Annotated in this window: 21 protein-coding genes; 11 read left to right on the top strand and 10 right to left on the bottom strand. The window is 71.3% G+C overall.

From position 1 onward, the window contains the following. The 3 genes from ACLL9L_RS03595 to ACLL9L_RS03585 form a co-directional block, all read left to right on the top strand. Positions 1–303, top strand: a 303-nt coding sequence (locus ACLL9L_RS03595) for a hypothetical protein (RefSeq protein ID WP_411283282.1), incomplete at its 5' end; no start/stop codon positions are given. Then, the gene (locus ACLL9L_RS03590; protein WP_411283281.1) at positions 300–683 is read left to right on the top strand and encodes a type II toxin-antitoxin system VapC family toxin; all 384 of its coding nucleotides are present in this window, start codon (positions 300–302) and stop codon (positions 681–683) included. The genes ACLL9L_RS03595 and ACLL9L_RS03590, both read left to right, overlap by 4 nt. A gap of 468 nt (positions 684–1,151) precedes the next feature. Continuing rightward, on the top strand, positions 1,152–2,390 hold the full coding sequence (locus ACLL9L_RS03585; RefSeq protein ID WP_411283280.1) for an LCP family protein: 1,239 nt from the start codon (positions 1,152–1,154) through the stop codon (positions 2,388–2,390). A gap of 48 nt (positions 2,391–2,438) precedes the next feature. On the opposite strand, the gene ACLL9L_RS03580 is transcribed toward ACLL9L_RS03585, so the two are convergent. The 3 genes from ACLL9L_RS03580 to ACLL9L_RS03570 form a co-directional block, all read right to left on the bottom strand. After that, positions 2,439–3,608, bottom strand: coding sequence for an acyl-CoA dehydrogenase family protein (locus ACLL9L_RS03580; RefSeq protein ID WP_411283279.1), 1,170 nt, complete (start codon positions 3,606–3,608; stop codon positions 2,439–2,441). An 85-nt stretch (positions 3,609–3,693) separates the two neighbouring features. Then, positions 3,694–4,590 (bottom strand): oxidoreductase, encoded by an 897-nt coding sequence (locus ACLL9L_RS03575; protein WP_411283278.1) that lies wholly within the window; start codon positions 4,588–4,590, stop codon positions 3,694–3,696. Positions 4,591–4,592: 2 nt separating this feature from the next. After that, complete coding sequence (locus ACLL9L_RS03570; protein ID WP_411283277.1) at positions 4,593–5,621, bottom strand: LLM class F420-dependent oxidoreductase; 1,029 nt, start codon at positions 5,619–5,621, stop codon at positions 4,593–4,595. Between the two features lie 113 nt (positions 5,622–5,734). On the opposite strand from ACLL9L_RS03570, the gene ACLL9L_RS03565 reads away from it, so the two are divergent. Then, positions 5,735–6,199 carry a CoA-binding protein gene (locus tag ACLL9L_RS03565; protein ID WP_411283276.1) on the top strand — a complete coding sequence of 155 codons (465 nt, stop codon included), beginning with the start codon at positions 5,735–5,737 and terminating at the stop codon, positions 6,197–6,199. Positions 6,200–6,233: 34 nt separating this feature from the next. Here ACLL9L_RS03565 and purE read toward each other — a convergent pair whose 3' ends face one another. Beyond that, positions 6,234–6,770: a 5-(carboxyamino)imidazole ribonucleotide mutase gene (purE, locus tag ACLL9L_RS03560; protein WP_411283275.1), complete on the bottom strand. Its 537-nt coding sequence runs from the start codon at positions 6,768–6,770 to the stop codon at positions 6,234–6,236. Next, positions 6,763–7,956 carry a 5-(carboxyamino)imidazole ribonucleotide synthase gene (locus ACLL9L_RS03555; RefSeq protein ID WP_411283274.1) on the bottom strand — a complete coding sequence of 398 codons (1,194 nt, stop codon included), beginning with the start codon at positions 7,954–7,956 and terminating at the stop codon, positions 6,763–6,765. Before ACLL9L_RS03555 ends, purE begins: the two co-directional genes overlap by 8 nt. 64 nt (positions 7,957–8,020) lie before the next feature. Here ACLL9L_RS03555 and ACLL9L_RS03550 point away from each other — a divergent pair, with 64 nt between their 5' ends. After that, positions 8,021–8,524 (top strand): GtrA family protein, encoded by a 504-nt coding sequence (locus tag ACLL9L_RS03550; protein ID WP_411283273.1) that lies wholly within the window; start codon positions 8,021–8,023, stop codon positions 8,522–8,524. A 29-nt stretch (positions 8,525–8,553) separates the two neighbouring features. Here the strand turns inward: ACLL9L_RS03550 and ACLL9L_RS03545 are convergent, their stop codons facing one another. The 5 genes from ACLL9L_RS03545 to ACLL9L_RS03525 form a co-directional block, all read right to left on the bottom strand. After that, the gene (locus ACLL9L_RS03545) at positions 8,554–9,585 is read right to left on the bottom strand and encodes a sensor histidine kinase (RefSeq protein WP_411283272.1); all 1,032 of its coding nucleotides are present in this window, start codon (positions 9,583–9,585) and stop codon (positions 8,554–8,556) included. A 5-nt stretch (positions 9,586–9,590) separates the two neighbouring features. After that, positions 9,591–10,268 carry a response regulator transcription factor gene (locus tag ACLL9L_RS03540; protein ID WP_411283271.1) on the bottom strand — a complete coding sequence of 226 codons (678 nt, stop codon included), beginning with the start codon at positions 10,266–10,268 and terminating at the stop codon, positions 9,591–9,593. A gap of 66 nt (positions 10,269–10,334) precedes the next feature. Beyond that, positions 10,335–11,138 (bottom strand): enoyl-CoA hydratase/isomerase family protein, encoded by an 804-nt coding sequence (locus ACLL9L_RS03535; protein ID WP_411283270.1) that lies wholly within the window; start codon positions 11,136–11,138, stop codon positions 10,335–10,337. Then, positions 11,135–12,235 (bottom strand): adenylate/guanylate cyclase domain-containing protein, encoded by a 1,101-nt coding sequence (locus ACLL9L_RS03530; protein ID WP_411283269.1) that lies wholly within the window; start codon positions 12,233–12,235, stop codon positions 11,135–11,137. Before ACLL9L_RS03530 ends, ACLL9L_RS03535 begins: the two co-directional genes overlap by 4 nt. A 7-nt stretch (positions 12,236–12,242) precedes the next feature. Then, a complete protein-coding gene (locus ACLL9L_RS03525) occupies positions 12,243–13,043 on the bottom strand; it encodes a biotin--[acetyl-CoA-carboxylase] ligase (RefSeq protein ID WP_411283268.1) in 801 nt (266 codons plus the stop codon). 23 nt (positions 13,044–13,066) lie between these two features. On the opposite strand from ACLL9L_RS03525, the gene ACLL9L_RS03520 reads away from it, so the two are divergent. The 6 genes from ACLL9L_RS03520 to ACLL9L_RS03495 all read left to right on the top strand — a co-directional run bounded on the left by ACLL9L_RS03520 (position 13,067) and on the right by ACLL9L_RS03495 (position 21,714). Further along, positions 13,067–14,680 (top strand): acyl-CoA carboxylase subunit beta, encoded by a 1,614-nt coding sequence (locus ACLL9L_RS03520; RefSeq protein ID WP_411283267.1) that lies wholly within the window; start codon positions 13,067–13,069, stop codon positions 14,678–14,680. Continuing rightward, entirely contained in the window at positions 14,677–14,973 is a 297-nt protein-coding gene (locus ACLL9L_RS03515) for an acyl-CoA carboxylase subunit epsilon (protein WP_411283266.1), read from the top strand. The genes ACLL9L_RS03520 and ACLL9L_RS03515 overlap by 4 nt, the downstream gene beginning before the upstream one ends. A gap of 133 nt (positions 14,974–15,106) precedes the next feature. Continuing rightward, a complete protein-coding gene (locus tag ACLL9L_RS03510; protein WP_411283265.1) occupies positions 15,107–16,612 on the top strand; it encodes a TldD/PmbA family protein in 1,506 nt (501 codons plus the stop codon). Further along, positions 16,612–18,024 carry a metallopeptidase TldD-related protein gene (locus tag ACLL9L_RS03505; protein WP_411283264.1) on the top strand — a complete coding sequence of 471 codons (1,413 nt, stop codon included), beginning with the start codon at positions 16,612–16,614 and terminating at the stop codon, positions 18,022–18,024. Before ACLL9L_RS03510 ends, ACLL9L_RS03505 begins: the two co-directional genes overlap by 1 nt. Before the next feature lie 43 nt (positions 18,025–18,067). Then, positions 18,068–19,810 (top strand): DUF885 domain-containing protein, encoded by a 1,743-nt coding sequence (locus tag ACLL9L_RS03500; protein WP_411283263.1) that lies wholly within the window; start codon positions 18,068–18,070, stop codon positions 19,808–19,810. Between the two features lie 35 nt (positions 19,811–19,845). Then, a complete protein-coding gene (locus ACLL9L_RS03495) occupies positions 19,846–21,714 on the top strand; it encodes a Na+/H+ antiporter (protein WP_411283262.1) in 1,869 nt (622 codons plus the stop codon). Positions 21,715–21,972: the final 258 nt, after the last annotated feature.

Here is a 21,972-nt window from a genome sequence, read left to right as displayed (position 1 = left end):
CCGGTGTATCACCTCGACGATTGGTGCCACACTCTAGTCATGCCTACCGCCCGCCCTCGCCACCAGGTCACCGAGACCCCAGAGGTCGCCAAGGCGCTGGACCGTGCCGCGAAGCGGTGGCCCGGGGAGCCGCGCTCAAAGCTGCTGCTGCGACTCGTGGATGTCGCCAGCGTCGCGCTGGATCACCAGGAGCAGCGCGACGCTGAGGCACATCGCGCGGCCGTGATGGCCAGCAGTGGCAGATACGCCGATGCCTTCGGACCCGGCTATCTCGCGGCGCTCCGCGAGGACTGGCCGAAATGATCGCCCTGGACGCCAGCGTTCTCATCGCCCACCTGCATCCGGGCGACGCCCATCACGAGGTTGCCACGAGAATCCTGCTCAGTGCCTCACCCGGATCGATGCTGGTCCACACGGTGACACTCGCAGAGGTGTTGGTAGGCGCCGTACGAGTCGGCCGAGGAGCATCGATGCGCGCTGACGTGCGGGCGGCTGGCATCGATGTGGCGTCACACGACGCCGACGAGCCGTTGCGCTTGGCTGAGCTGCGGGCTGTGAGTGGGCTCAAGCTCCCAGATTGCTGCGTGCTGGACGTCGCGATCCGCAACCACGCCTCAATAGCCACGTTCGACGGCGCCCTCGCCGCGGCAGCACGCCTGCACGACGTCGCGGTGCTGACGTGAATCGGATCTGATCCCGGCAGAGCCATCAAGGTTGGCGACGTCATCGGTGAGGCCGTACCAGACGGCGGGCAGGATGGGGTGTGCGATCGCGACGATCGTCTTGTGCGTGCCCCAGGCAGCTCGCCGGCATCCCAGCGACCTGGGCATCCCGGATGGCCCATGACAAGGAGGATGCCCGAACAAGGACGCGGAGTCGTCGGCAACACGTTCCCCGCCCGGTGACCCTCAGGGTTGGAGCCACCCTCGTCGGTGCACCTGCCCTCGTTGGCAACCTGAGGCAGGCTCCGAGGAATCCGCCTGGATGTGAGACAAGTTCACCGACACGTCGCTGAGACACCGCAGGCCACAGGCCCGCCACTCGACGTCCGATGAGCTCCTCCATGCCGCGACACGGTGCGAGGAGGCCCGTCCGCACAGGGCGGCATGGCACCATGTCGGGGTCAGCGCAGTCGAGGAAAGTAGTCATTCGTGAGCAGTCGTGACCCTGGTCCCGACGAGGCACGGCCGATCCCCCAGCGCCCCGGCTCGGGCGGCTCGGGCCCCGACGACGGGTGGGACGACCACGCGGGCCCCGACGGCGATGCCTACGTCGTCGACACCAGGCGTCGGCCGCGGCGAGCGACGCGTCCCGGACCAGCGCGCCCGTATGCCGGCGGGCCGGGTCCCAGCCGACAGCAGGCGCCCAGGGCGGAGCGTGAGGAGGGGCCGGCCAAGCCACGACGGTCCGGGCGCAGACGTGCACGCCGGGTGATCCTCGTCGTGGTCCTGCTCGTCATGGCGTGGGTGGCGTTCATGGTGTGGGTGCCGTTCAACGCCTGGAACAGCGTCAGCCGCGTCGACAACGCCCCTGCGGACCGGCCGGCCGACACCACAGGTCGCAACTACCTGCTCGTCGGCTCGGACAGCCGGGAGGGCCTGACGCCCGAGCAGCAGCAGACGCTCAACGCCAGCGGCGGGGACATCGGCAAGCGCACCGACTCGATCATCCTCGTCCACGTGTCGGAGAGCGGTGGCAAGCCCGCCCTCATCTCGATCCCCCGGGACTCCTACGTGCCGATCGCCGGGCACGGCAGCAACAAGATCAACGCGGCCTTCGCGTTGGGTGGGGCCAAGCTCCTGACGAACACCGTCGAGCAGGCCACCGGCATCCACCTCGACGGCTACATCGAGATCGGGTTCAGCGGCTTCGCCTCGGTCGTCGACAGCCTCGGCGGGGTCACCGTGTGCGTGCCCTTCGACATGAAGGACAAGGACGCCAACATCAACCTCGCCAAGGGCTGCCAGACGCTCGACGGGGCGACCTCGCTCGGCTACGTCCGCGCTCGCAAGTCCGACCCGCGCGGGGACATCGGTCGGGCCGAGCGACAGCGCCAGTTCCTCGGCGCCGTGATGAAGCAGGCTGCCACTCCCTCGACGGTCCTCGTGCCCTGGCAGTTCAAGTCCTTCGCCGACGCGTCGGCGAAGGGACTGATCGTGGGCGACGGCACCTCGCTCACGGACGCGGTTCGCGTGCTGCAGACCCTGCGCGGCGTCGACGGTGGCGACACGCTGTCGCTGGTCGTGCCGATCGAGAACCCCAGCTTCCAGACCCCCAACGCCGGCGTCGCCGTGAAGTGGAACACCGCACGCGCCCAGGCCCTGTTCGCCATGCTCAAGAACGACGAGCCGCTGTCCGTGCCCCCGGCCGGGACGAGCCCGACCGGCTAGCAGCCAGGAGCGCGACCGGCCGACCCAGGCACCATCGTGCCCTCCGGCTCACCGGGCAAGGATCTGCCGGGCCATCACGACCCGCTGGATCTGGTTGGTGCCCTCGTAGATCTGGGTGATCTTCGCGTCGCGCATCATCCGCTCGACCGGGAAGTCCCTGACGTAGCCCGCCCCCCCGAGCAGCTGGACCGCGTCGGTCGTCACGCGCATCGCCATGTCGGAGGCGAAGCACTTGGCCGCGGCACCGAAGAACGCGAGGTCGGCATCACCGCGCTCGGACTTCGCGGCCGCGACATAGACCATCTGCCGGGCGGCCTCGAGGTTCATCGCCATGTCGGCGAGCATGAACTGTAGGCCCTGGAACTCGGCGACGGCTCTGCCGAACTGCTTGCGCTCCTTGACGTAGGCCACCGCGAAGTCCAGCGCACCCTGGGCGATCCCGACCGCCTGCGCGCCGATGGTGACGCGGGTGTGGTCGAGGGTGCGCAGCGCGATCTTGAGTCCTTCGCCGGGCTCGCCGATGATCCGGTCGCCGGGGATCCGGACGTGGTCGAGGTGCAGCTCCCGGGTCGGGCTCCCCTTGATCCCGAGCTTGCGTTCCTTCTCGCCGAAGCTGAAGCCCTCGTCCGACGTCTCGACAACGAACGCCGAGACGTTGGAGCCCCGTTGGCCGTCGGGGTCGGTCACGGCGAGCACCGTGTAGAACTCTGAGATGCCGGCTCCCGTGATCCACGACTTCTGGCCGTTGATGACCCAGTCGTCACCGTCGCGCGTGGCACGGGTCCTCATCGAGGCGGTGTCGGAGCCGGCCTCGCGCTCGGACAGTCCGTAGGAGAAGCCGGCCTCGCCGCGGGCCAGCGGCGGGAGGTACTTCGCCTTGAGCTCCGCGGAGCCGCCCAGGATGACGGGCATCGAGCCGAGCTTGTTCACGGCGGGGATGAGCGAGCTGGACGCACAGACCCGGGCGATCTCCTCGATGACGATGCAGGTCGCCAACGCGTCGGCCCCCACCCCGTCGTACTCCTCAGGCACGTGCGGCGCGAAGAAGTCGGAGGCGACCAGGGCGTCGTGGGCCTCCTGCGGGTAGCGACTCTCCTCGTCGACCTGCGCGGCATACGGGGCGATCTTGTTGTCGGCGACGGCGCGGACCGCCCCGCGGAGGGCCTCGTGGTCCTCGTTGATCCTGAACAGGTCGAAGGAGGGGTTGCCGGTGCTCACGCCTGAAGGCTACTCCCGGGTATGCCGGGTGCCCACCGCCTGCTGTGTGTCCCGCATCACCGGCGTACCGCGGCCTGAGGGGAGCTCAGGGGTGGGCGGGCAGCGCGAAATCCACGCCCGTCAACCGGGTCGCGAGGTCCCATAGGCCGCGCTGGACCGCGACGTCGCGGGAGGCCCTCGACGAGCCGACCAGGACGGGTGGGCCGGTCGTCTCGCCGAGGCCGGACGGACCGACGTAGCTGCCGCCGGGCACGTCAGGCGCCGTCGCGGCATACAGGGACGGGAGGGCGCCGTCGGCGGCGCTCTGGACGAAGGGACTGACCCTCGCCAGCAGGTCCTGAGCCTTCTGGGCCCAGGCGCCACCGAGGTGGGCCTGGAGGTTCGTCGTGGCGTAGCCCGGGTGCGCAGCGACCGAGCGGACGGTCGAGCCGGCGAGGAGCAGCCTGCGCTGCAGATTGAAGGCGAACATCAGGTCAGCGAGCTTGCTCTGTCCGTAGGCCACCCAGGGCTGGTAGCGCCGGTGCTCGAAGTTGGGGTCGGCCAGGTTGACCCGCCCGAAGCGGTGCGCCATCGACGAGAGGGTCACGACCCGGTCGCTCACCCGGGGCAGGAGCAGACCGGTGAGGGCGAAGTGGCCGAGGAAGTTCGTGCCCAACTGCGACTCGAAGCCGTCCGTGGTGCGCGCCTGCGGGACCGCCATGATGCCGGCGTTGTTGATCAGGACGTCGATCCGCCCGTCGAGGCCGCCGGCGAAGGCTCGCACCGACGACAGATCCGAGACATCGAGCTCGCGCACCTCGGCCGTGCCGCCCACCTCGGCCCGGGCAGCCTCAGCCTTCGCCAGGTTACGGCAGGCCATGACGACGCGAGCGCCCTTGCGGGACAACGCCTTGGCCGCCTCCAACCCGATCCCCGAGTTGGCTCCGGTGATGACGACGACGCGCCCGGTCTGGTCCGGGATGTCGGTCGTGCTCCACCCCATGCTCAGGCCTTCGCGTCGCGGAGGGCGGGGATGACCTCGGTCTCGAAGAGCTCGATGCCGGACGTGTCGTAGGCCGCCTCGGTGAAGTAGGTGATGGCGTAGGTCATCCCGGCCTTCTCCAGGGTGGAGAGGCGCTCGACGATCTGCTCCGGGGTCCCGACCGCCGGCTGGCTCCTCATGCTCTTGACCTGGTCCTGCAGGACGTCTTCCGCCACGCCGGCCTTGCGGTAGTGGTCCTCCGTCCACGCGAGCCGGTCGGCGACCTCCTTCTCGGTCGTTCCGATGACGACGTTGTAGTTGGCGCTGCGGGTGATGGCACCGAGGTCGCGGCCGACGTCCTTGCAGTGGCCGGCGAGGATAGCGCTCTTGGCCGCGAACCCCTCGGGGCTGCCGTCGAAGTTCGTGTAGTCGGCGTACTGGGCCGCGATCTTCAGCGTCACCTTCTCGCCGCCCCCGGCGATCCACATCGGGATGCCGTTCTCGGCCGACCCGGGCAGCGACGTGCCCTGGAGCGGACGCGGCTGGCAGATGGCGCCGTCGACGGTGTAGTGCTTCCCGGCATGGGTCGCCTCGCCCTTGGTCCACATCTGCCGGAAGATCTCGACGCCGTCACGCAGCCGGCCGAGCCGCTCCCCCGCACTCGGGAAGCCGTATCCGTAGGCGCGCCACTCGTGCTCGTACCACCCGCCGCCGATGCCCATCTCGACCCGGCCGCCGGAGATGACGTCGATGGTGGCAGCGACCTTGGCGAGGTAGGCGGGGTTGCGGTAGGACATGCACGTGCACATCTGGCCCAGCCGCACCCGCGACGTCGCCGCGGCATAGGCCGCCATCAGCGTCCAGGCCTCGTGCGTCGCCTCCTGGGAGGGGACGGGCACGGTGTGGAAGTGGTCATAGACCCAGAGCGACTCCCAGTCCTCGAGGGCGTCGAGCCGCTTGGCCAGACCGAGCATGGTGCCCCAGTGCTGGGCCGGGTCGATGCCCACGAGGTCGAAACGCCAGCCTTGCGGGACAAACATGCCGAACCTCATGCGGACCTCCGTGGTCGTTGCGCGATGTCGTGGGACTGCCTCTGGCATCATGCCATCGCCCGCTAGATCCCGCGTCCCGGCTGGTCAGGGTGGGAGCGTGTGAGGATGAGGTCATGACCAGCCACGCCAACAACCCCGACGTCATCCGCGACCTCCTGACGACGCCCGGCACCTGGGCCGTCGTCGGCCTCGCGGACAACCCCGGGCGCACCGCCCACGGCATCGCCCGGTGGTTGGGGCATGAGCTCGACATGCGGATCATCCCGGTCCACCCGCGCGCCGAGACCGTCGACGGACAGCAGGGGTATGCCCGGCTCGCCGACATCCCCGAAGGCACCCACGTCGACGTCGTCGACTGCTTCGTCAACTCCGGCAGGGTGGGCGCGGTCGTCGACGAGGCGATCGCGCAGCAGGACCGCCTCGGCATCGCCGCCGTGTGGCTGCAGCTCGGCGTGGTCGACGAGGCCGCCGCGGACCGGGCCCGCGCGTCGGGGCTTTCCGTCGTCATGGACACCTGCCCCAGGATCGAGTACCCACGGCTCACCCCCGGAGACGGCGCGGGCGCCGTGACCGGCTGACGCCCCGCCGGGTCAGCCCCCGAGGCCCGCCGGGTCAGCCCTCGGAGGCCTGCTCGCGCAGCGCGGTTCCCTTGGCCCGGGCCTGGTCGCGCAGGTCGGCCTGGAAGGCCACCATCGCGCTCCGGATCCGTCCCGCCTCGGCGCCCACACCACTCCCGAGGATGCGGGCGGCGAGCAGCCCCGCGTTGCGCGCTCCCCCGATCGACACCGTGGCCACCGGGACACCCGCAGGCATCTGCACGATCGACAGCAACGAGTCCATCCCGTCGAGGTGGGCCAGCGGCACCGGCACGCCGATGACCGGCAGCGGCGTGACGGACGCGAGCATGCCCGGCAAGTGGGCCGCGCCGCCGGCCCCGGCGATGATGACGCGCAGGCCGCGCCCGGCGGCCTCACGGCCGTAGGCGATCATCTCGTCGGGCATCCGGTGGGCCGAGACGACATCGACCTCGAAGCCGATCCCCATCTCGCGCAACGCTGTCCCCGCCTGTTGCATGACGGGCCAGTCGCTGTCGCTGCCCATCACGATCCCCACGACGACCGCGGTGCCGGCTGGGGACTGCTCACTCATCAATGACTCCCTGGAGGTAGTCGGCGGCGTGCGTCGCGCGCGCCCTGACGTCCTCGAGCGAGGCGCCGCAGACGGTGACGTGACCGATCTTGCGACCCGGTCGCACGCCCTTGCCATACATGTGGACCTTGGCGCCGGGGTCGCGCGCCATGACGTGGAGGTAGGCACGGTAGAGCTCGGGGTGGTCCCCGCCGAGCACGTTGCCCATGACGGTCCACGGCGCCCGTGCGCCGGGGTCACCGAGCGGGAGGTCGAGGACCGCGCGCAGGTGCTGCTCGAACTGCCCGGTCACGGCCCCGTCGATCGACCAGTGGCCGCTGTTGTGCGGCCGCATCGCCAGTTCGTTGACGACGTATGCCGGGTCGCCGGCCCCGGTGCGCACCTCGAACATCTCGACGGCCAGGACCCCCGTGACGTCGAGCTCGCCGGCGATGCGCAGACCCGCGGCGGTGACGACGGCGGCGAGGTGCGGGTCGAGTCCGGGGGCCGGGGCAAGGACCTGCGTGCAGATGCTGTCGGTCTGCACCGTCTGGACGACCGGCCAGGCCGCGGCCTGGCCCGAGGGACTGCGCGCGACGAGGACGGCGAGCTCGCGGACGAAGTCGACCCGCTCCTCGAGGAGCATCCCGTCGCCGAGCGGCCCGTCCGAACCCACCTCGGCGAGCCAGTCGGCCACCTCGTCGGCGGACCCGATCACGCGGACACCCTTGCCGTCGTAGCCACCTCGTGGCGCCTTCGCGACGACCGGCCAGCCGGTCGCGTCCCCGAAGGCGGTGACGTCCGAGACCGTCGTGGCGCGCGCCCACCGGGGGCAGCTGATGCCGAGGGCCGTGAGGCGCTCGCGCATCGCCAGCTTGTCCTGGGCGAACCGCAGGGCGCCCGGACGGGGGTGGAGGACGACACCATCGGCCTCGAGAGCCTGCAGGACATCCTGCGGCACGTGCTCGTGGTCGAAGGTGACGACGTCGCACGCGGCGGCGAAGGCCCGCACCGACTCGAGGTCGGTGTGCTCACCGACCGGCGAGGAGGGCACGACGAGAGCGGCCGACGCGTCGGCGGCCTCGGCCAGCACGCTGAGCTGGATGCCGAGCGCGATGGCCGGGGACTGCATCATCCGGGCCAGCTGACCACCGCCGATGACACCCACCACGGGGAAGCCGCCGGGGGCACGTCGAGGTTGCGTCACGGGGCCGAGCGTAGTGCGGCCGGGGCGGGGCACGGCATACGGGCGAGCGCACTAGAGTCTGCGGGTGAGCGACGAGCACCCCACCGCACTGACGGACCGCCTCCGCGGCGCGGTCGGTGTCTTCTGGCGTGAGGCGGCGAAGTTCGGCGTCATCGGGGCGTTGAGCTTCGTCATCGACCAGGGCGGGTTCAACCTGCTCTACCTCAACGGGATGCAGAACAAGCCGACGACCGCGACGATCATCTCGAGCGTCGTGGCGACGCTGTTCGCGTGGGTCGGCAACCGGGTCTGGACGTTCCGGCACCGACGCAACCGGCCGGTCCACCACGAGGCCCTGTTGTTCTTCCTCGTCAACGGGGTGGCGCTGGGGATCTCCGCGGCCTACCTCGCCTTCACGATCTACGTGCTCGGCATGGACTCCCACCTCGCCCTCAACGTCAACAAGTTCATCGGGATCGCCGTCGGCACGCTGCTGCGCTTCTACGCCTACCGCCAGTTCGTCTTCGCCGGCGAGATCTCGGACGAGGTCGACATCGTCAACGATCCCGCGGACGGGCTGCGCCGGTAGCGCCGCTGCCGGGGACGGCTGGTGCGCAGCTAGTGCTGGTCGGCCTCCGAGAGGAACAACGCGAACCGGGCCGGCTGGGCCGAGATCAGGTCGAGCCGGCCGCCGTTGGACTCGGCGAGGTCACGCGCGAGGGCGAGCCCGAGTCCTGTGGACGTGCCCTGACCGCTGCTGACGGACCGTTCGAAGATGTGCGGGGCGAGGTTGGACGGGACGCCCTCGCCCTGGTCGCTGACCTCGACGACGACCGACGGCCCGCTGCGGCGGGCCTGCACCTCGACGGTGCCGCGGCCGTGGACCAGGGAGTTCTCGAAGAGGGTGCTGAGCACCTGGCTGAGCGCGACCGGGGTGGCCTTGACGACGAGGCCACGCTCGCCGTGGACGTGGACGCTGCGTCGGGCCTCCTCGAACGCCGGTTGCCACTCCCGCTGGAGTGCGGCGATCACCGAGTCGAGAGACACCTCGGGCCGGGGGGCGTCGTTGCTGCGCCGGCTGCGCATGAGGAGGTCGTCGACGACCCGGGTCAGCCGTTCGACCTGGTCGATCGCGATGCCCGCCTCCTCCTTGACGACCTCGGGGTCGTCCGTGTCGGAGATCTCCTCGAGCCGCATGAGCAGCGCCGTGAGCGGGGTGCGCAGCTGGTGGGACGCGTCCGACGCGAAGTCGCGCTCGGCGGCAAGCGTCTTGGTGACCTGCTGGGCGCTGCGGGACAGCACGTTCGAGACACGGTCAACCTCGGGGATGCCGGACCGCATCGGCTCGAGGCGCGACTGGCCCGCCCCGAGCCGTTCGGCCGCCTCGGCGAGCTGGATCATCGGGTCGGCGAGTCGCCTCGACTGTCGGGCGGCGACGAGGACCGTGATGGAGATCACGGCGGCTGCCAGGAGCGAGACGCCCAGGAACACCTCCAGCCCGCGGGTGCTGGGAGCTTGGGCCATCCAGGCGTCGAGCAGGTCCGGCCGTTGGGAGACGAGCCAGGTCCCGAAGAGGGCAGCGGGCGCCCCGGTGACGAGGACCGCGACGAGCACGGCAAGGAACGTGGAGCGGACGAGCTGTCGGCGCACCCGGCTCAGTCCTGGTCGGGACGCTCGAACCGGAACCCCACGCCGCGCACGGTGGAGATGTAGCTCGGCTGGGCGGCGTCGTCACCCAGTTTCTTGCGGAGCACGCTGATATGCATGTCGAGCGTCTTGGTGGACCCGAACCACGCCGTCTCCCAGATCTCGCGCATGAGCTGCTCCCTGGAGACGACCTTGCCCTGCTCGCGCACGAGCACCCGCAGCAGGTCGAACTCCTTGGCGGTCAGGTGCAGCTCCTCCTCCTTGAACCACGCCCGGCGCCCCTCGGGGTCGATGCGCAGCAGGTCAGTGCTCGGGACGACGTCGGTGGGGTTGCGCCGCAGCAGCGCCCGCACCCGGGCCAGCAGCTCGGCGAGGCGGAACGGCTTGGTGACGTAGTCGTCGGCGCCCGCATCGAGACCCACGACGGTGTCCACCTCGTCGGCGCGGGCGGTGAGGATCAGCACCGGCACGGTCTTGCCGTCGGCGCGGATCCGGCGGCAGACCTCGAGGCCGTCGACGTGCGGCAGGCCCAGGTCGAGCACCATCAGGTCGGGGTTCTCGCGGGCCCCCTCGAGGGCCGCCCGTCCGTCGGCGCGGACGTCGACGTCGTAGCCCTCCCGGCGCAGCGCGCGCGCCAGGGGCTCGGAGATCGCCGGGTCGTCCTCAGCCAGCAGCACTCGGGTCATGGGGTGATCGTAGGTGACATGTCCCGGTTCGTGCGCCAAGGGACATGTCGAGGCGTGCTGGTGACCTCAGCGACCGGGCCAGCGAGGGGGTCGTTTCTCGGCAAAGGCGGCCACGCCCTCGGCCCGGTCCCCGCTGAACGCGGTCTGGCGCCAGCAGTTGTCCTCGATCTCGAGGCCGGCGGTGAGGTCCAGGTCGGACCCCAGACGCATGGCACGCTTGGCCTGGCGCAGCCCCACCGGTGAGTTCGCGGCGATCGCCGAGGCCAGCTCGAGGGCACGCGCCCGCGCCGACCCCGTCGCCACCACCTCGTCGACGCAGCCGAGGTCCCGGGCCTGGGCCGCGGTCAGGCGCCGGGCGGTGAAGATCATCGACGCGGCCCGCGACCAGCCGACCCGGCGGGTGAGCAGCTGGGTGCCCCCGCCGCCCGGGATGACGCCCACCGACACCTCGGGCAGGCCGACCGCGGCCCCCTCGCCCGCAATGATGAGGTCGCAGGAGAGCGCGAGCTCGAAGCCGCCGCCGAGGGCGAATCCCTCCACGGCGGCGATGGCCGGCACCGGCAGGTCGAGGATGCCGCCATATGCCGCCCGGTTGCCCGGGCGCGCCCGGACCAGCTCGGCGTCGGACATCGTGTTGCGCTCCTTGAGATCAGCGCCGACGCAGAAGGCCCTCGCCTGGGACGAGGTGAGGACGACGCAGCGCACGTCGGGGTCCGCCGCGACGGCGGCGCTGACCCGGCCGATCGCCTCGGCCATCGCGGTGGAGACGGCGTTCAGGGCGTCGGGCCGGTCCAGGACGATCTCGACGACGTGGCCGCCCTCGCCGTGGCGTTCGGTCCGCACGAGCCCGGGGGCGTCCGTGCTGGTCATGGCTGCTCGTTCCTGTTGCGTCGGGTGCCCGTGGTGGATCGCGCGAGCACGTAGGGCTTGACCTGCCCCACCCCGCGCAGCGCCCGGCTGCGCAGCGGGGTCAGGTCGAACCCGGACAGGCTGCCGAGCAGGGTCGCGAGCTGCCCGTCGACGAGGATGTTGCCGGGGTGGGCGATGGCCGTGAGGCGGGAGGCGCGGTTGACCGTGATGCCGAAGACGTCTCCCAGTCGGGACAGGACCGGGCCGGCGGCCATGCCGACCCGGACCTCGGGCAGGACGTCGTCGCCGGACATCGCGTCGACGAGGTCCAGCGCGGTGGCAGCCGCCGGTGCCGCCTCCCGGTTGGAGAAGAGGATCTCGTCACCCACGGTCTTGACGATGCGGCCACCGTGAGCGGTGACGATGTCGGAGGTGAGGACCTCGAACCGCTTGACGACCGTGGCCAGCTCGCGCTCGGACAGCCTGCGCACCAGGGACGTGAACGAGACGAGGTCCGCGAAGCCGATGTGCCGCCAGACGCGCTGCTCGTCGGTGGAGGGCTTGGCATCGGAGAGCATCCTCGACACCGCGTCCGTGAGGTGGCGGCGCCACGCGTAGATGAGCAGTGGCTCGAGCTCGTCGGCCATGTCGACGAGGGCCCGCGCCGTGGCAGTGGCCGTGGCGACGTCCGGGACGGTCAACGGCCCCGGCTCCTCGCGCAGGTCCTCCGGCACCAGGGCCTCGGCGACGAGCTGGACCTGCCAGGCGGCGAGCCGGTCGGTGGTCCTGGCGAAGGCCCGGGTCAGCGCGAGCGCCGTCTGCTCGTCCATCATCCCCTCGCGCACGAAGCCGGCGACGGTCCTCAGGGCGTAGAGGTCCGCCTCGGTGAACAGGGGGTCGTCGTTGGTCACGAGCGGGAAGCCCAGGGCGTGCCAGAACTTGCGGGCGCTCAGCAACGAGACCTCCGCGCCCTGGCTGACGTCGCGGCGAGCCAGCGAGCGGGGGCGGCCCAGCAGGGCTGCGGAGATGTCCTCGGCATCGAGGTCCTCGGGCAGGTCCTCGGACGGGCGGCGGCGTCGCCCGGCCCGGCTGTCTGCCGGCTCCGCGGGGTCGCTCATGGGTGCATCATGCCAAGTCGGGGCCGGGCGTGGCCGGTGGGCGCACGTGGACGACGTCGCCCGCGGCCCAGGCACGCCGCTCCCCGCCCGTCTCGATGACGAGCCTGCCCTCGTCGTCGACCTCGACCGCCTCGCCCGCCACGGCCGGGCCCGCGGGACGGCTGATGCTCACCTCCTGCCCGATCGTCGCGCACCGGCGGCGGTATGCCGTGCGCACCACCCGCGCCCGCGGCCCCCCTGCCGCCAGCGCGGCATACAGCTCGGCGAGGCGGGTGAGGTATGCCGTGACGAGCGTGGTGGCCTCGACCTCGGCGCCGGCGAGGCGCAGCGAGGTCGCGGTGGGCACGGGGAGCTCGGCGCGGGTCTGGGTGAGGTTGATGCCGGCGCCGATGACGACGACACCATCCGCGGCGACCTCGCAGAGGATGCCACAGACCTTCCGGTTTTGGTCGGCGTCGAGCAGGACGTCGTTGGGCCACTTGAGCTGGCCGGCGAGCCCGGTGGTCGCCGTGATCGCCTCGAGGACGGCGACGCCGGCGAGCAGCGGCAGCCACCCGGCGCCGTCGCCCGGCATCGCCACCGTCGCGGAGACGGCGACGCAGGCACCGGGCGGGGCCTCCCACGTGCGGTGCATCCGCCCCCGGCCGGAGCTCTGGTGGTCGGCGACGACGACCTGCCACGGGGCGGCGAGCTGCCCCGCACGGGCGTTCGTCGACCCGATCGACAGGTGGTGTTCGACGCTCGCCCACAGGCTGCCGGACGTGACCAACGCCGCACGGAGAGTCTCTGACCGGCCGGTTCCTGACATGGGGCCAACGCTAGGCTCGCGCCATGTCTGACGTCGACGCACCCCCTGAACGACCGGACCTGTCGACGACGGCCGGGAAGCTCGCCGACCTACGGCGCCACCTGGCCGAGGTGGCCCATGCCGGGTCCGAGCGGGCCATCGAGACGCAGCACGCGCGGGGCAAGAGGACGGCCCGCGAGCGCCTCGCCATGCTCCTTGACGAGGACACCTTCGTCGAGCTGGACGAGTACGCCCGGCACCGGAGCACCGCGTTCGGGCAGGAGAAGAACCGGCCCTACGGCGACGGCGTCGTCACCGGCTACGGGCAGGTGGACGGGCGGCAGGTCGCCGTCTTCGCCCAGGACTTCACCGTCTTCGGCGGGTCGCTCGGCCAGGTCTTCGGCGAGAAGATCGTCAAGGTCATGGACTTCGCGATGAAGATCGGCTGCCCGGTCATCGGCCTCAACGACTCCGGGGGCGCGCGGATCCAGGAGGGCGTGGTCAGCCTCGGGCTCTACGGCGAGATCTTCCGGCGCAACGTCCACGCGTCAGGGGTCATCCCCCAGATCTCGCTCATCATGGGCCCGTGTGCGGGTGGCGCGGTCTACTCCCCCGCGATCACCGACTTCACGGTCATGGTCGACCAGACGTCGCACATGTTCATCACCGGCCCCGACGTCATCAAGACCGTCACCGGTGAGGACGTCGGGATGGAGGAGCTCGGCGGGGCCCGCACCCACAACACGAAGTCGGGCGTCGCGCACTACATGGGCACCGACGAGCAGGACGCGATCGACTACGTCAAGGCGCTGCTGTCCTACCTGCCGTCGAACAACCTCGAGGAGCCGCCGTCATACGGGGACGGCGAGCCCAGTGATCTGTCCGTCACCGACGAGGACCGCTGGCTCGACACCTGCATCCCCGACTCGCCCAACCAGCCATACGACATGCACGAGGTCATCCGCCACATCGTGGATGACGAGGAGTTCCTCGAGGTGCAGCCCATGTTCGCGCCGAACCTCCTCACCGGGTTCGCCCGCGTCGACGGGATGTCGGTGGGGGTCGTGGCCAACCAGCCCCTGCAGTTCGCCGGGTGCCTCGACATCGGCGCGTCCGAGAAGGCGGCCCGCTTCGTGCGGACCTGCGACGCGTTCAACGTCCCGGTGCTGACCTTCGTCGACGTCCCCGGCTTCCTGCCCGGCACCGACCAGGAGTGGGACGGCATCATCCGCCGCGGGGCCAAGCTGATCTACGCGTATGCCGAGGCCACCGTGCCGCTCGTCACCGTCATCACCCGCAAGGCCTACGGCGGCGCCTACGACGTGATGGGCTCGAAGCACCTCGGCGCCGACATCAACCTCGCGTGGCCGACCGCCCAGATCGCCGTCATGGGGGCCCAGGGCGCGGTCAACATCCTCTTCCGCAAGGAGATCGCCGCGGCGGAGGCGGCTGGCCGTGACGTCGAGAGGACCCGTCAGGACTTCGTCCGGGAGTATGAGGAGACGCTGGCCAACCCCTACGTCGCGGCCGAGCGCGGTTATGTCGACACCGTCATATCCCCGTCCAACACCCGGATCAACGTCACCCGCGCGCTGCGCGCGCTGCGGACCAAGCGCGAGACGCTGCCCCCGAAGAAGCACGGGAACATCCCGCTATGAGCGCCTCCTCACCGCCCCCTCTTGCGTCCGGCACCCCCGCTGCGTCCGGCACCCCGGTTGCCCCGGCGACCGAGGTGCCGGACGCAGCGCGGGAGGTGGCGCTCCGGGTCGTCTCGGGGTGCCCGACCGACGCGGAGCTCGCCGCACTCGTCGTCGTCCTCGCGGGGCTGGGCGCCGACGGCGCCGTCGAGGACGGTGTGGCGACGTCGAGCTGGGCGTCGCCCGGGAGCCGGCACCGCACGGCATACGGGCCCGGCGTCGGCGCCTGGCGCGCCTCCGGCCTCCCCCGCTGACCCGTCCCCGGGACCAGCGACGGGAGCAGGCCGAGCCGGCACGCCCAGGATGTCCGCGGGCACCCTCTCCGTCCCGTCGCTCGTCCCCGCTGGAGCCCGTCGCCGGGGCGGTCCGAGGGGATAGGTTGCCTGCATGTCCGGTGTCAACGAGGAGTTCCTCGCCCTGCCGCTCGCGGTGCTCGCCGACGCGGCCCTCGGGCGGGCCCGACAGCTCGGCGCGGAGTATGCCGCGCTGCGCGTCGTCTCCACCCGCAGCCAGTACCTCACGCTGCGCGACCTGGCCCCCGAGACGGCGGTGACCTCCGACGACGTCGGAGTCTCGGTGCGGGTCGTGCACGACGGGTCGTGGGGCTTCGCCGCCGGGCTGGTCCTCACGACGGACGAGGCGGTGCGGCTCGCCGAGCGGGCCGTCGCGGTGGCCCGGGTGAGCCGACCGGTCTCGTCCGAGCGTGTCGTCCTCGCCGCCGAGCCGACCTATGCGGACCGGGTCTGGTCGTCGCGCTACCAGATCGACCCGTTCACCGTCAGCGACCAGGACAAGGTCGCGGCCCTCCTCGAGCTCACCGAGCGCCTCAAGGCCGGCGACGGTGTCGACTTCACCACGGCAGCACTGCAGGCGGTCCGCGAGAACGTCTTCTACGCCGACTCCTTCGGCACGACGACCACCCAGACCCGGGTGCGGGTCGAGCCGTCGCTCTCGGCGACCACCGTGGACACGGCCACCGGCGCGTTCGAGTCGATGCGGACCCTGACGCCGCCGGCGGCCGCCGGCTGGGAGTACGTGCTGGACCAGGAGACCGGGCTCGCCGACGAGGTCGCGCAGATGCCGGAGCTGCTCGCGGCCAAGGTGAAGGCGCCGTCCGTGCGGGCGGGAGACTACGACCTCGTCATCGACGGCAGCAACCTCTTCCTGACGATCCACGAGTCGATCGGCCATGCAACCGAGCTCGACCGGGTCCTCGGGTACGAAGCGGCATACGCCGGAACGTCGTTCGCGACCTACGACAAGCTCGGCCACTTCCAGTACGGCTCCCCCGTCATGAACGTCACCGGGGACCGGGACACCGACTGGGGCCTGGCCAGCGTCGGCTGGGACGACGAGGGCGTGGCCGGGCAGCACTGGGACATCATCAGGGACGGCGTCCTCGTGGGTTACCAGACGGACCGGGCGATGGCCGCGCTCAAGGACCTCGGTCGCAGCAACGGCGCCGCCTACGCCGACAGCGCTCGCCACGTGCCCGTCCAGCGGATGGTCAACGTCAGCCTCCAGCCCGACCCCGACGGCGGCGGCGTCGAGGATCTCGTCTCCCGTGTCGAGGACGGCATCTACATCGTCGGCGACAACTCGTGGTCGATCGACATGCAGCGCTACAACTTCCAGTTCACCGGGCAGCGCTTCTTCAAGATCGACCAGGGCGCGGTGACGGGACAGCTGCGCGACGTGGCCTACCAGGCGACGACGACGGACTTCTGGCGCTCCATGGAGGCCGTCGGCGGCCCGGAGACCGTCTACCGGGGCGGCACCTTCAACTGTGGCAAGGCCCAGCCGGGTCAGGTCTCCCCCGCGAGCCACGGCTCCCCGGCCGCCCTCTTCCGCGGCGTGCGGATCCTCAACACCGTGCAGGAGGCGGGGCACTGATGCCGCAGCTCGCCAGTCCCCAGGAGATCGTCGAGGCCGCACTCGCCGCGGCGACGACCGACGGCACCGTCGTCATCGTCACCGACCGGTCGGAGGCCAACCTGCGCTGGGCCAGCAACTCGCTGACGACCAACGGGGAGATGGGCTCACGCACGGTCACGGTCATCTCGACGGTTGCCGCGGGGGACGGCGCCGCATCGGGCGTCGTCGGTCGGACGGTCGCTCACCTCGCCGACGTCCGCTCCCTCGTCGAGGCGGCAGAGTCCGCAGCCCGCGACAGCGAACCTGCCACGGACGCGGCTCCCCTCGTCCGGCCGGACCAGGCCGGCGCCGGAACCGACTACGGGCTCGAGCCCGAGCCGACGAGCATCGGCGCCTTCGACGGCCTGGCCCACGACCTCGGCGACGTCATGCGCGCCGGTGGATCCGGGCGCCGGCACTTCGGATTCGCCGAGCACGTCGTCGACACGACCTATCTCGGGTCGTCGACCGGGTTGCGGCTGCGCCACGTCCAGCCGACCGGGCGCCTCGAGATGAACGCCAAGAACGCCGACTGGTCCGCCTCGAGCTATCTCGGTTTCAGCCTCCGTGACCCGTCCGAGGCCGATGTGCACTCCGCCGACGTGGAGCTGACCAAGCGGCTGGCCTGGGCCCAGCGCTCCATCGACCTGCCAGCGGGCCGGTACGAGACGATCCTGCCGCCGACGTGCCTGGCCGACCTCCTCATCTACGCCTCCTGGCTGGCCGGGGCCAAGGCTGCCGACGAGGGACGATCCGCCTACTCCCGCAGAGGTGGTGGCGCCCGGATCGGTGAGCGACTGGCCACCCTCCCGCTGGACGTCTACAGCGACCCGGGTCGGGAAGGCATCCAGTGCGCGCCGTTCACCATCACCGCGGCCTCGTCGTCGGACGCCTCGGTCTTCGACAACGGACTGCCGCTCGGACGCCAGGACTGGATCCGCGGCGGAGAGCTCGTCTCGCTCGGGGGCACCCGCGCGTATGCCGCGACGTCGGCTGCCGCCGGCCACCACACCCCGGTGCGGCTCGCCTCCGACAACCTCGTCGTCGAGGCGCCTGACGCGAGCGGCGGCCTCGACGACCTCGTCGCCTCGACGAGACGCGGACTGCTCCTGTCGACGATGTGGTACATCCGGCTGGTCGACCCCCAGAGCCTGCTGTTGACGGGCCTCACCCGCGACGGCGTCTATCTCGTGGAGGACGGCGAGGTGCTGGGGGCGGTGACGAACTTCCGCTGGAACGAGTCCCCGCTCGACGTCCTGCAGCGGATCACCGAGGTCGGCGAGACGCAGCGCTGCTACCCGCGCGAGTGGGGCGACGACTTCACCCGCACCGCGATGCCGCCGGTGCGCGTCGCCGACTTCAACATGAGCAGCACCAGCCGGGCCCGGTAAACCGGGGCGACCGACCGGACCCGCCTGCGCTACGTTCGACGGCGTGACCTCAGACCCATCAGACTCCTCGAGCACCTCAGACGGCTCAGGCACCGGTGGCGCGAGCGCGCCCACCCGGGAGCAGACCGACGTCGACCGGATCGCGGACGCCCACTTCGACGCCATGGTGGCCCTCAGCCCGATCGCCGCGACGAACTACGGCGTCCCCGGCCACGACGAGGATCTCGACGACTTCTCCCCCGCCGGGCTGCAGGCCGCCTCCGACGTGCGGCGCCGCACCCTGTCCGCGCTTGGTGCGGCGAGCCCCGTCGACGACATCGACCGGGTCACCCTCGCGGCCATGAAGGAGCGCCTCGGCCTCGCCGAGGAGATCCACGCAGCAGGCCTGCAGGAGATGGCCCTCAATGTCATCGCCTCACCGCTACAGGACATCCGCGCCATCTTCGACCTCATGCCGCAGGACAGCGAGGCGGCGTGGACGACGTTCGCGACCAGGATGACCAAGATCCCGGCAGCCGTGGAGCAGTACCAGGACTCCCTCCTGGCCGCCCGGGCCAGAGGCAACGTCGCCCCGCGGCGCCAGGTGGCGGCGTGCATCGAGCAGTGCGAGGAGCTCACCGCCGCCGACGGGTACTTCACGAACCTCGTCGCCGGCGCGACGTCCGGCGACGCCCCGCTCGACGGCGACGTCCGGGTCGCCCTGGCCGCGGCCACCGACGGGGCGGCCACGGCATACCGCAGCCTGGGAGCCTTCCTGCGAGCCGAGCTGCTGGACGCCGCGCCCGGAAGCGACGCCTGCGGGAGGCAGCGCTATGCCCTCCTCTCGCGCGACTTCGTCGGCGCCGCAGTCGATCTCGAGGAAACTTACCGCTGGGGTCAGGAGCAGGTCGCCTCGATCGACGCCCAGATGCGTGAGGTCGCGGGGCAGATCAGGCCGGGGGCCTCGACCAAGGAGGCCATCGCGATCCTCGACGCCGACCCCGCCTACCTGCTGGCGGGCAAGGACGCCCTCAAGGCCTGGATGCAGGGCAAGGCGGACGAGGTCATCGCCGACCTCGCGGACGTCCACTTCGACATCCCCGGGCCGGTCCGCCGGATCGAGTGCCTGATCGCCCCGACCGAGACCGGCGGCATCTACTACACCGGCCCGAGCGACGACTTCCGCCGGCCGGGACGGATGTGGTGGTCCGTGCCCAAGGGCATCGACCAGTTCGGGACGTGGAAGGAGCTGACGACCGTCTACCACGAGGGGGTCCCGGGCCATCACCTCCAGGTCGCCCAGACCGTCTTCCGCTCCGAGCTGCTCAACAAGTGGCGCCGCCTCGAGGCCTGGACCTCCGGCCACGGCGAGGGCTGGGCCCTGTATGCCGAGCGGCTGATGGCCGAGCTCGGCTATCTGGACGACCCCGGCAACCGGATGGGGTGGCTGGACGGGCAGTCGCTGCGGGCGGCCCGCGTCGTCATCGACATCGGCGTCCACTGCGGCTTCGAGGCCCCGGCCGAGGTCGGCGGCGGGGACTGGACCTACGACAAGGCGTGGCAGTTCCTCACGGCCCACGCCAACCAGGGTGAGGCGTGGCTGCGGTTCGAGCTCGACCGCTATCTCGGGTGGCCCGGACAGGCGCCGTCCTACAAGATCGGTGAGCGGCTGTGGCTGCAGCTGCGCGACGACGTCAATCAGCGCGAGGGCGATGCCTTCGACCTCAAGGCGTTCCACCGGCGCGCCCTCGACATCGGCGGGGTGGGGCTCGACACCCTGCGCGAGGCGGTCCTCGGCGAGCTCTGACCGCGCCGCGCGCACCCGGCTGAGAGGATGGACCGGTGACCGCAGCCCTGACCCTCGTGGCCATCGCCGTCGTGGTGGTCCTCGGCGCCGCGATGTCCCGTCGCTTCGGCGCGTCGGCGCCCTTGCTGCTCACCGCGGTCGGGGTGGTGATGTCGTTCATCCCGGCGATCCCGGAGGTGGAGGTCGGCCCGGAGCTCATCCTCTTCGGGATCCTCCCGCCGCTGCTGTATGCCGCGTCGATCCGGACCTCGCTCGTCGACCTCGGCGCCAACAAGCGGGTCATCGGGCTGCTCTCGGTCGGCCTCGTCGTCTTCACCGCCTTCGGCGTCGCGCTCGTCGTGTGGACGCTGCTCGACGTGCCGTTCGCGGCCGCCCTGGCTCTCGGTGGGGTCGTCGCGCCGCCCGACGCCGTGGCAGCCACGGCCGTCGCGAGGCGGATCGGGCTGCCCCGTCGGATCGTCACCATCCTCGAGGGCGAGTCGCTCTTCAACGACGCCACCGCGCTCGTCACCGTGCGGGCGGCCATCCTGGGGATCGCCGGCACCGTCAGCATGGCGGAGGTGGGCGTCGACTTCCTCCGGGCCTCGCTCGGCGGCATCGCGGTCGGCCTGGCCGTCGCCTGGGCCCTCGCCCAGATCCGCAGCCGGGTCAACCACACGACGACCGACACCGCGCTGTCCTTCATCGCGCCGTGGCTCGCCTACCTGCCGGCGGAGGTCATCAGGTCCTCGGGCGTCCTGGCCGTGGTCGTCTGCGGGATCCTCTTGGGACACAAGGCTCCCGTCATCCAGTCAGCGCAGTCGCGGACCGCGGAACGCCTCAACTGGACGACGATCCAGTACCTCCTCGAGAACGCCGTCTTCCTCATCATCGGCCTCCAGGCCCACAAGATCGTCAGGGACGTCACGGCGTCGGAGTACGGCCTCGTCCCGTCGATCCGGCTGGCCCTGGTCGTCCTGCTTGCGGTGATGATCCTGCGCCCGATCTGGGTCCTCGCGTTCGGGGCGCTCATCTCGCTCGCCCCGGGAGCACGCCGTGAGGGGGGCTATTTCCGCAGGGCCATCGTGCTGTCATGGGCGGGGATGCGCGGCGTGGTCACCCTCGCGGCCGCGTTCCTCCTGCCCGCCACGACCCCCCACCTGGCCACCCTCGTCTTCGTCGCGCTCGTCGTCACCATCGGCACCCTGCTCATCCAGGGCCTGACCCTGCCGTGGCTCGCGAGGTGGCTCGACGTCCACGGGCCGGACCCGCGTGAGGACGCCCTCCAGACCGCCACCGTCCTGCAGCGAGCAGTCGCGGAGGGCAACGCCGAGCTCGAACGCTCGGCGGACGAGGCCACCCCACCGGACATCCTCGAGCAGCTGCGGGTCGTCGGCCAGCGCCGGACCCACCTCGCCTGGGAGCGGCTCGGCGTGACCCGGGACGACCAGCCGAGCCCCATCGAGATCTACCGTCGCCTGCGTCGACGGATGCTCGTCGCCGAACGCGAGGAGGTACTGCGGCTGCGGGACACCGGCACCATCGACCACGCGGTCCTCGAGGAGGTGATGCAGACGCTCGACCTCGAGGAGTCCATGCTGGCCGGCATCGAGGCGCGGACCACCCGGCTGCAGGAGCGGATGATCCTCACCCCCGAGCCCCAGCGCGGGGACTGCGAGCACCTGCGCGACGTGCCCACGTGCGTCGAGCCCCTGACTCCCGACGGCTGCGTCGACTGTCTCCGTGAAGGGCTGACGTGGGTCAACCTGCGGCTCTGCCTCCAGTGCGGCAACGTCGGCTGCTGCGACTCCTCGGTCGGCGAGCACGCGGAGAGACACTTCCGGACGCAGGGGCACCCGGTGATGCGCAGCTTCGAACCGGGCGAGGCCTGGCGCTGGTGCTACGTGGACGAGATCCTCGGCTGAGTCCGGCTGCGCCACCGTGCCCGATCCACCCCGGGCCCCCACGTGTTGCGGCCGGCGCCGCGAATCCCGCCCCTTGTCGACCCCATGCGCGGCCCAAGCCGCAACACGTGGGGTCGGGGAGTGACGTGGGGGCGGGGAGTGTCGTGGGGTACTACGACCAACGTCCCATTGCGCTCCTCACTGGTCGAGACGATGCTCGGGCCGTCCAGGAACCCCGGCCTGGCAGCCCTTCCTGGGCGGCACGCTCCTTCCGGGTGC

Source organism: Lapillicoccus sp., from assembly GCF_046595215.1.
Classification (GTDB): Bacteria; Actinomycetota; Actinomycetes; order Actinomycetales; family Dermatophilaceae; genus Lapillicoccus.
Note: the sequence above shows the minus strand (reverse complement) of the source record. Positions and strands in the feature narration are given on the sequence as shown.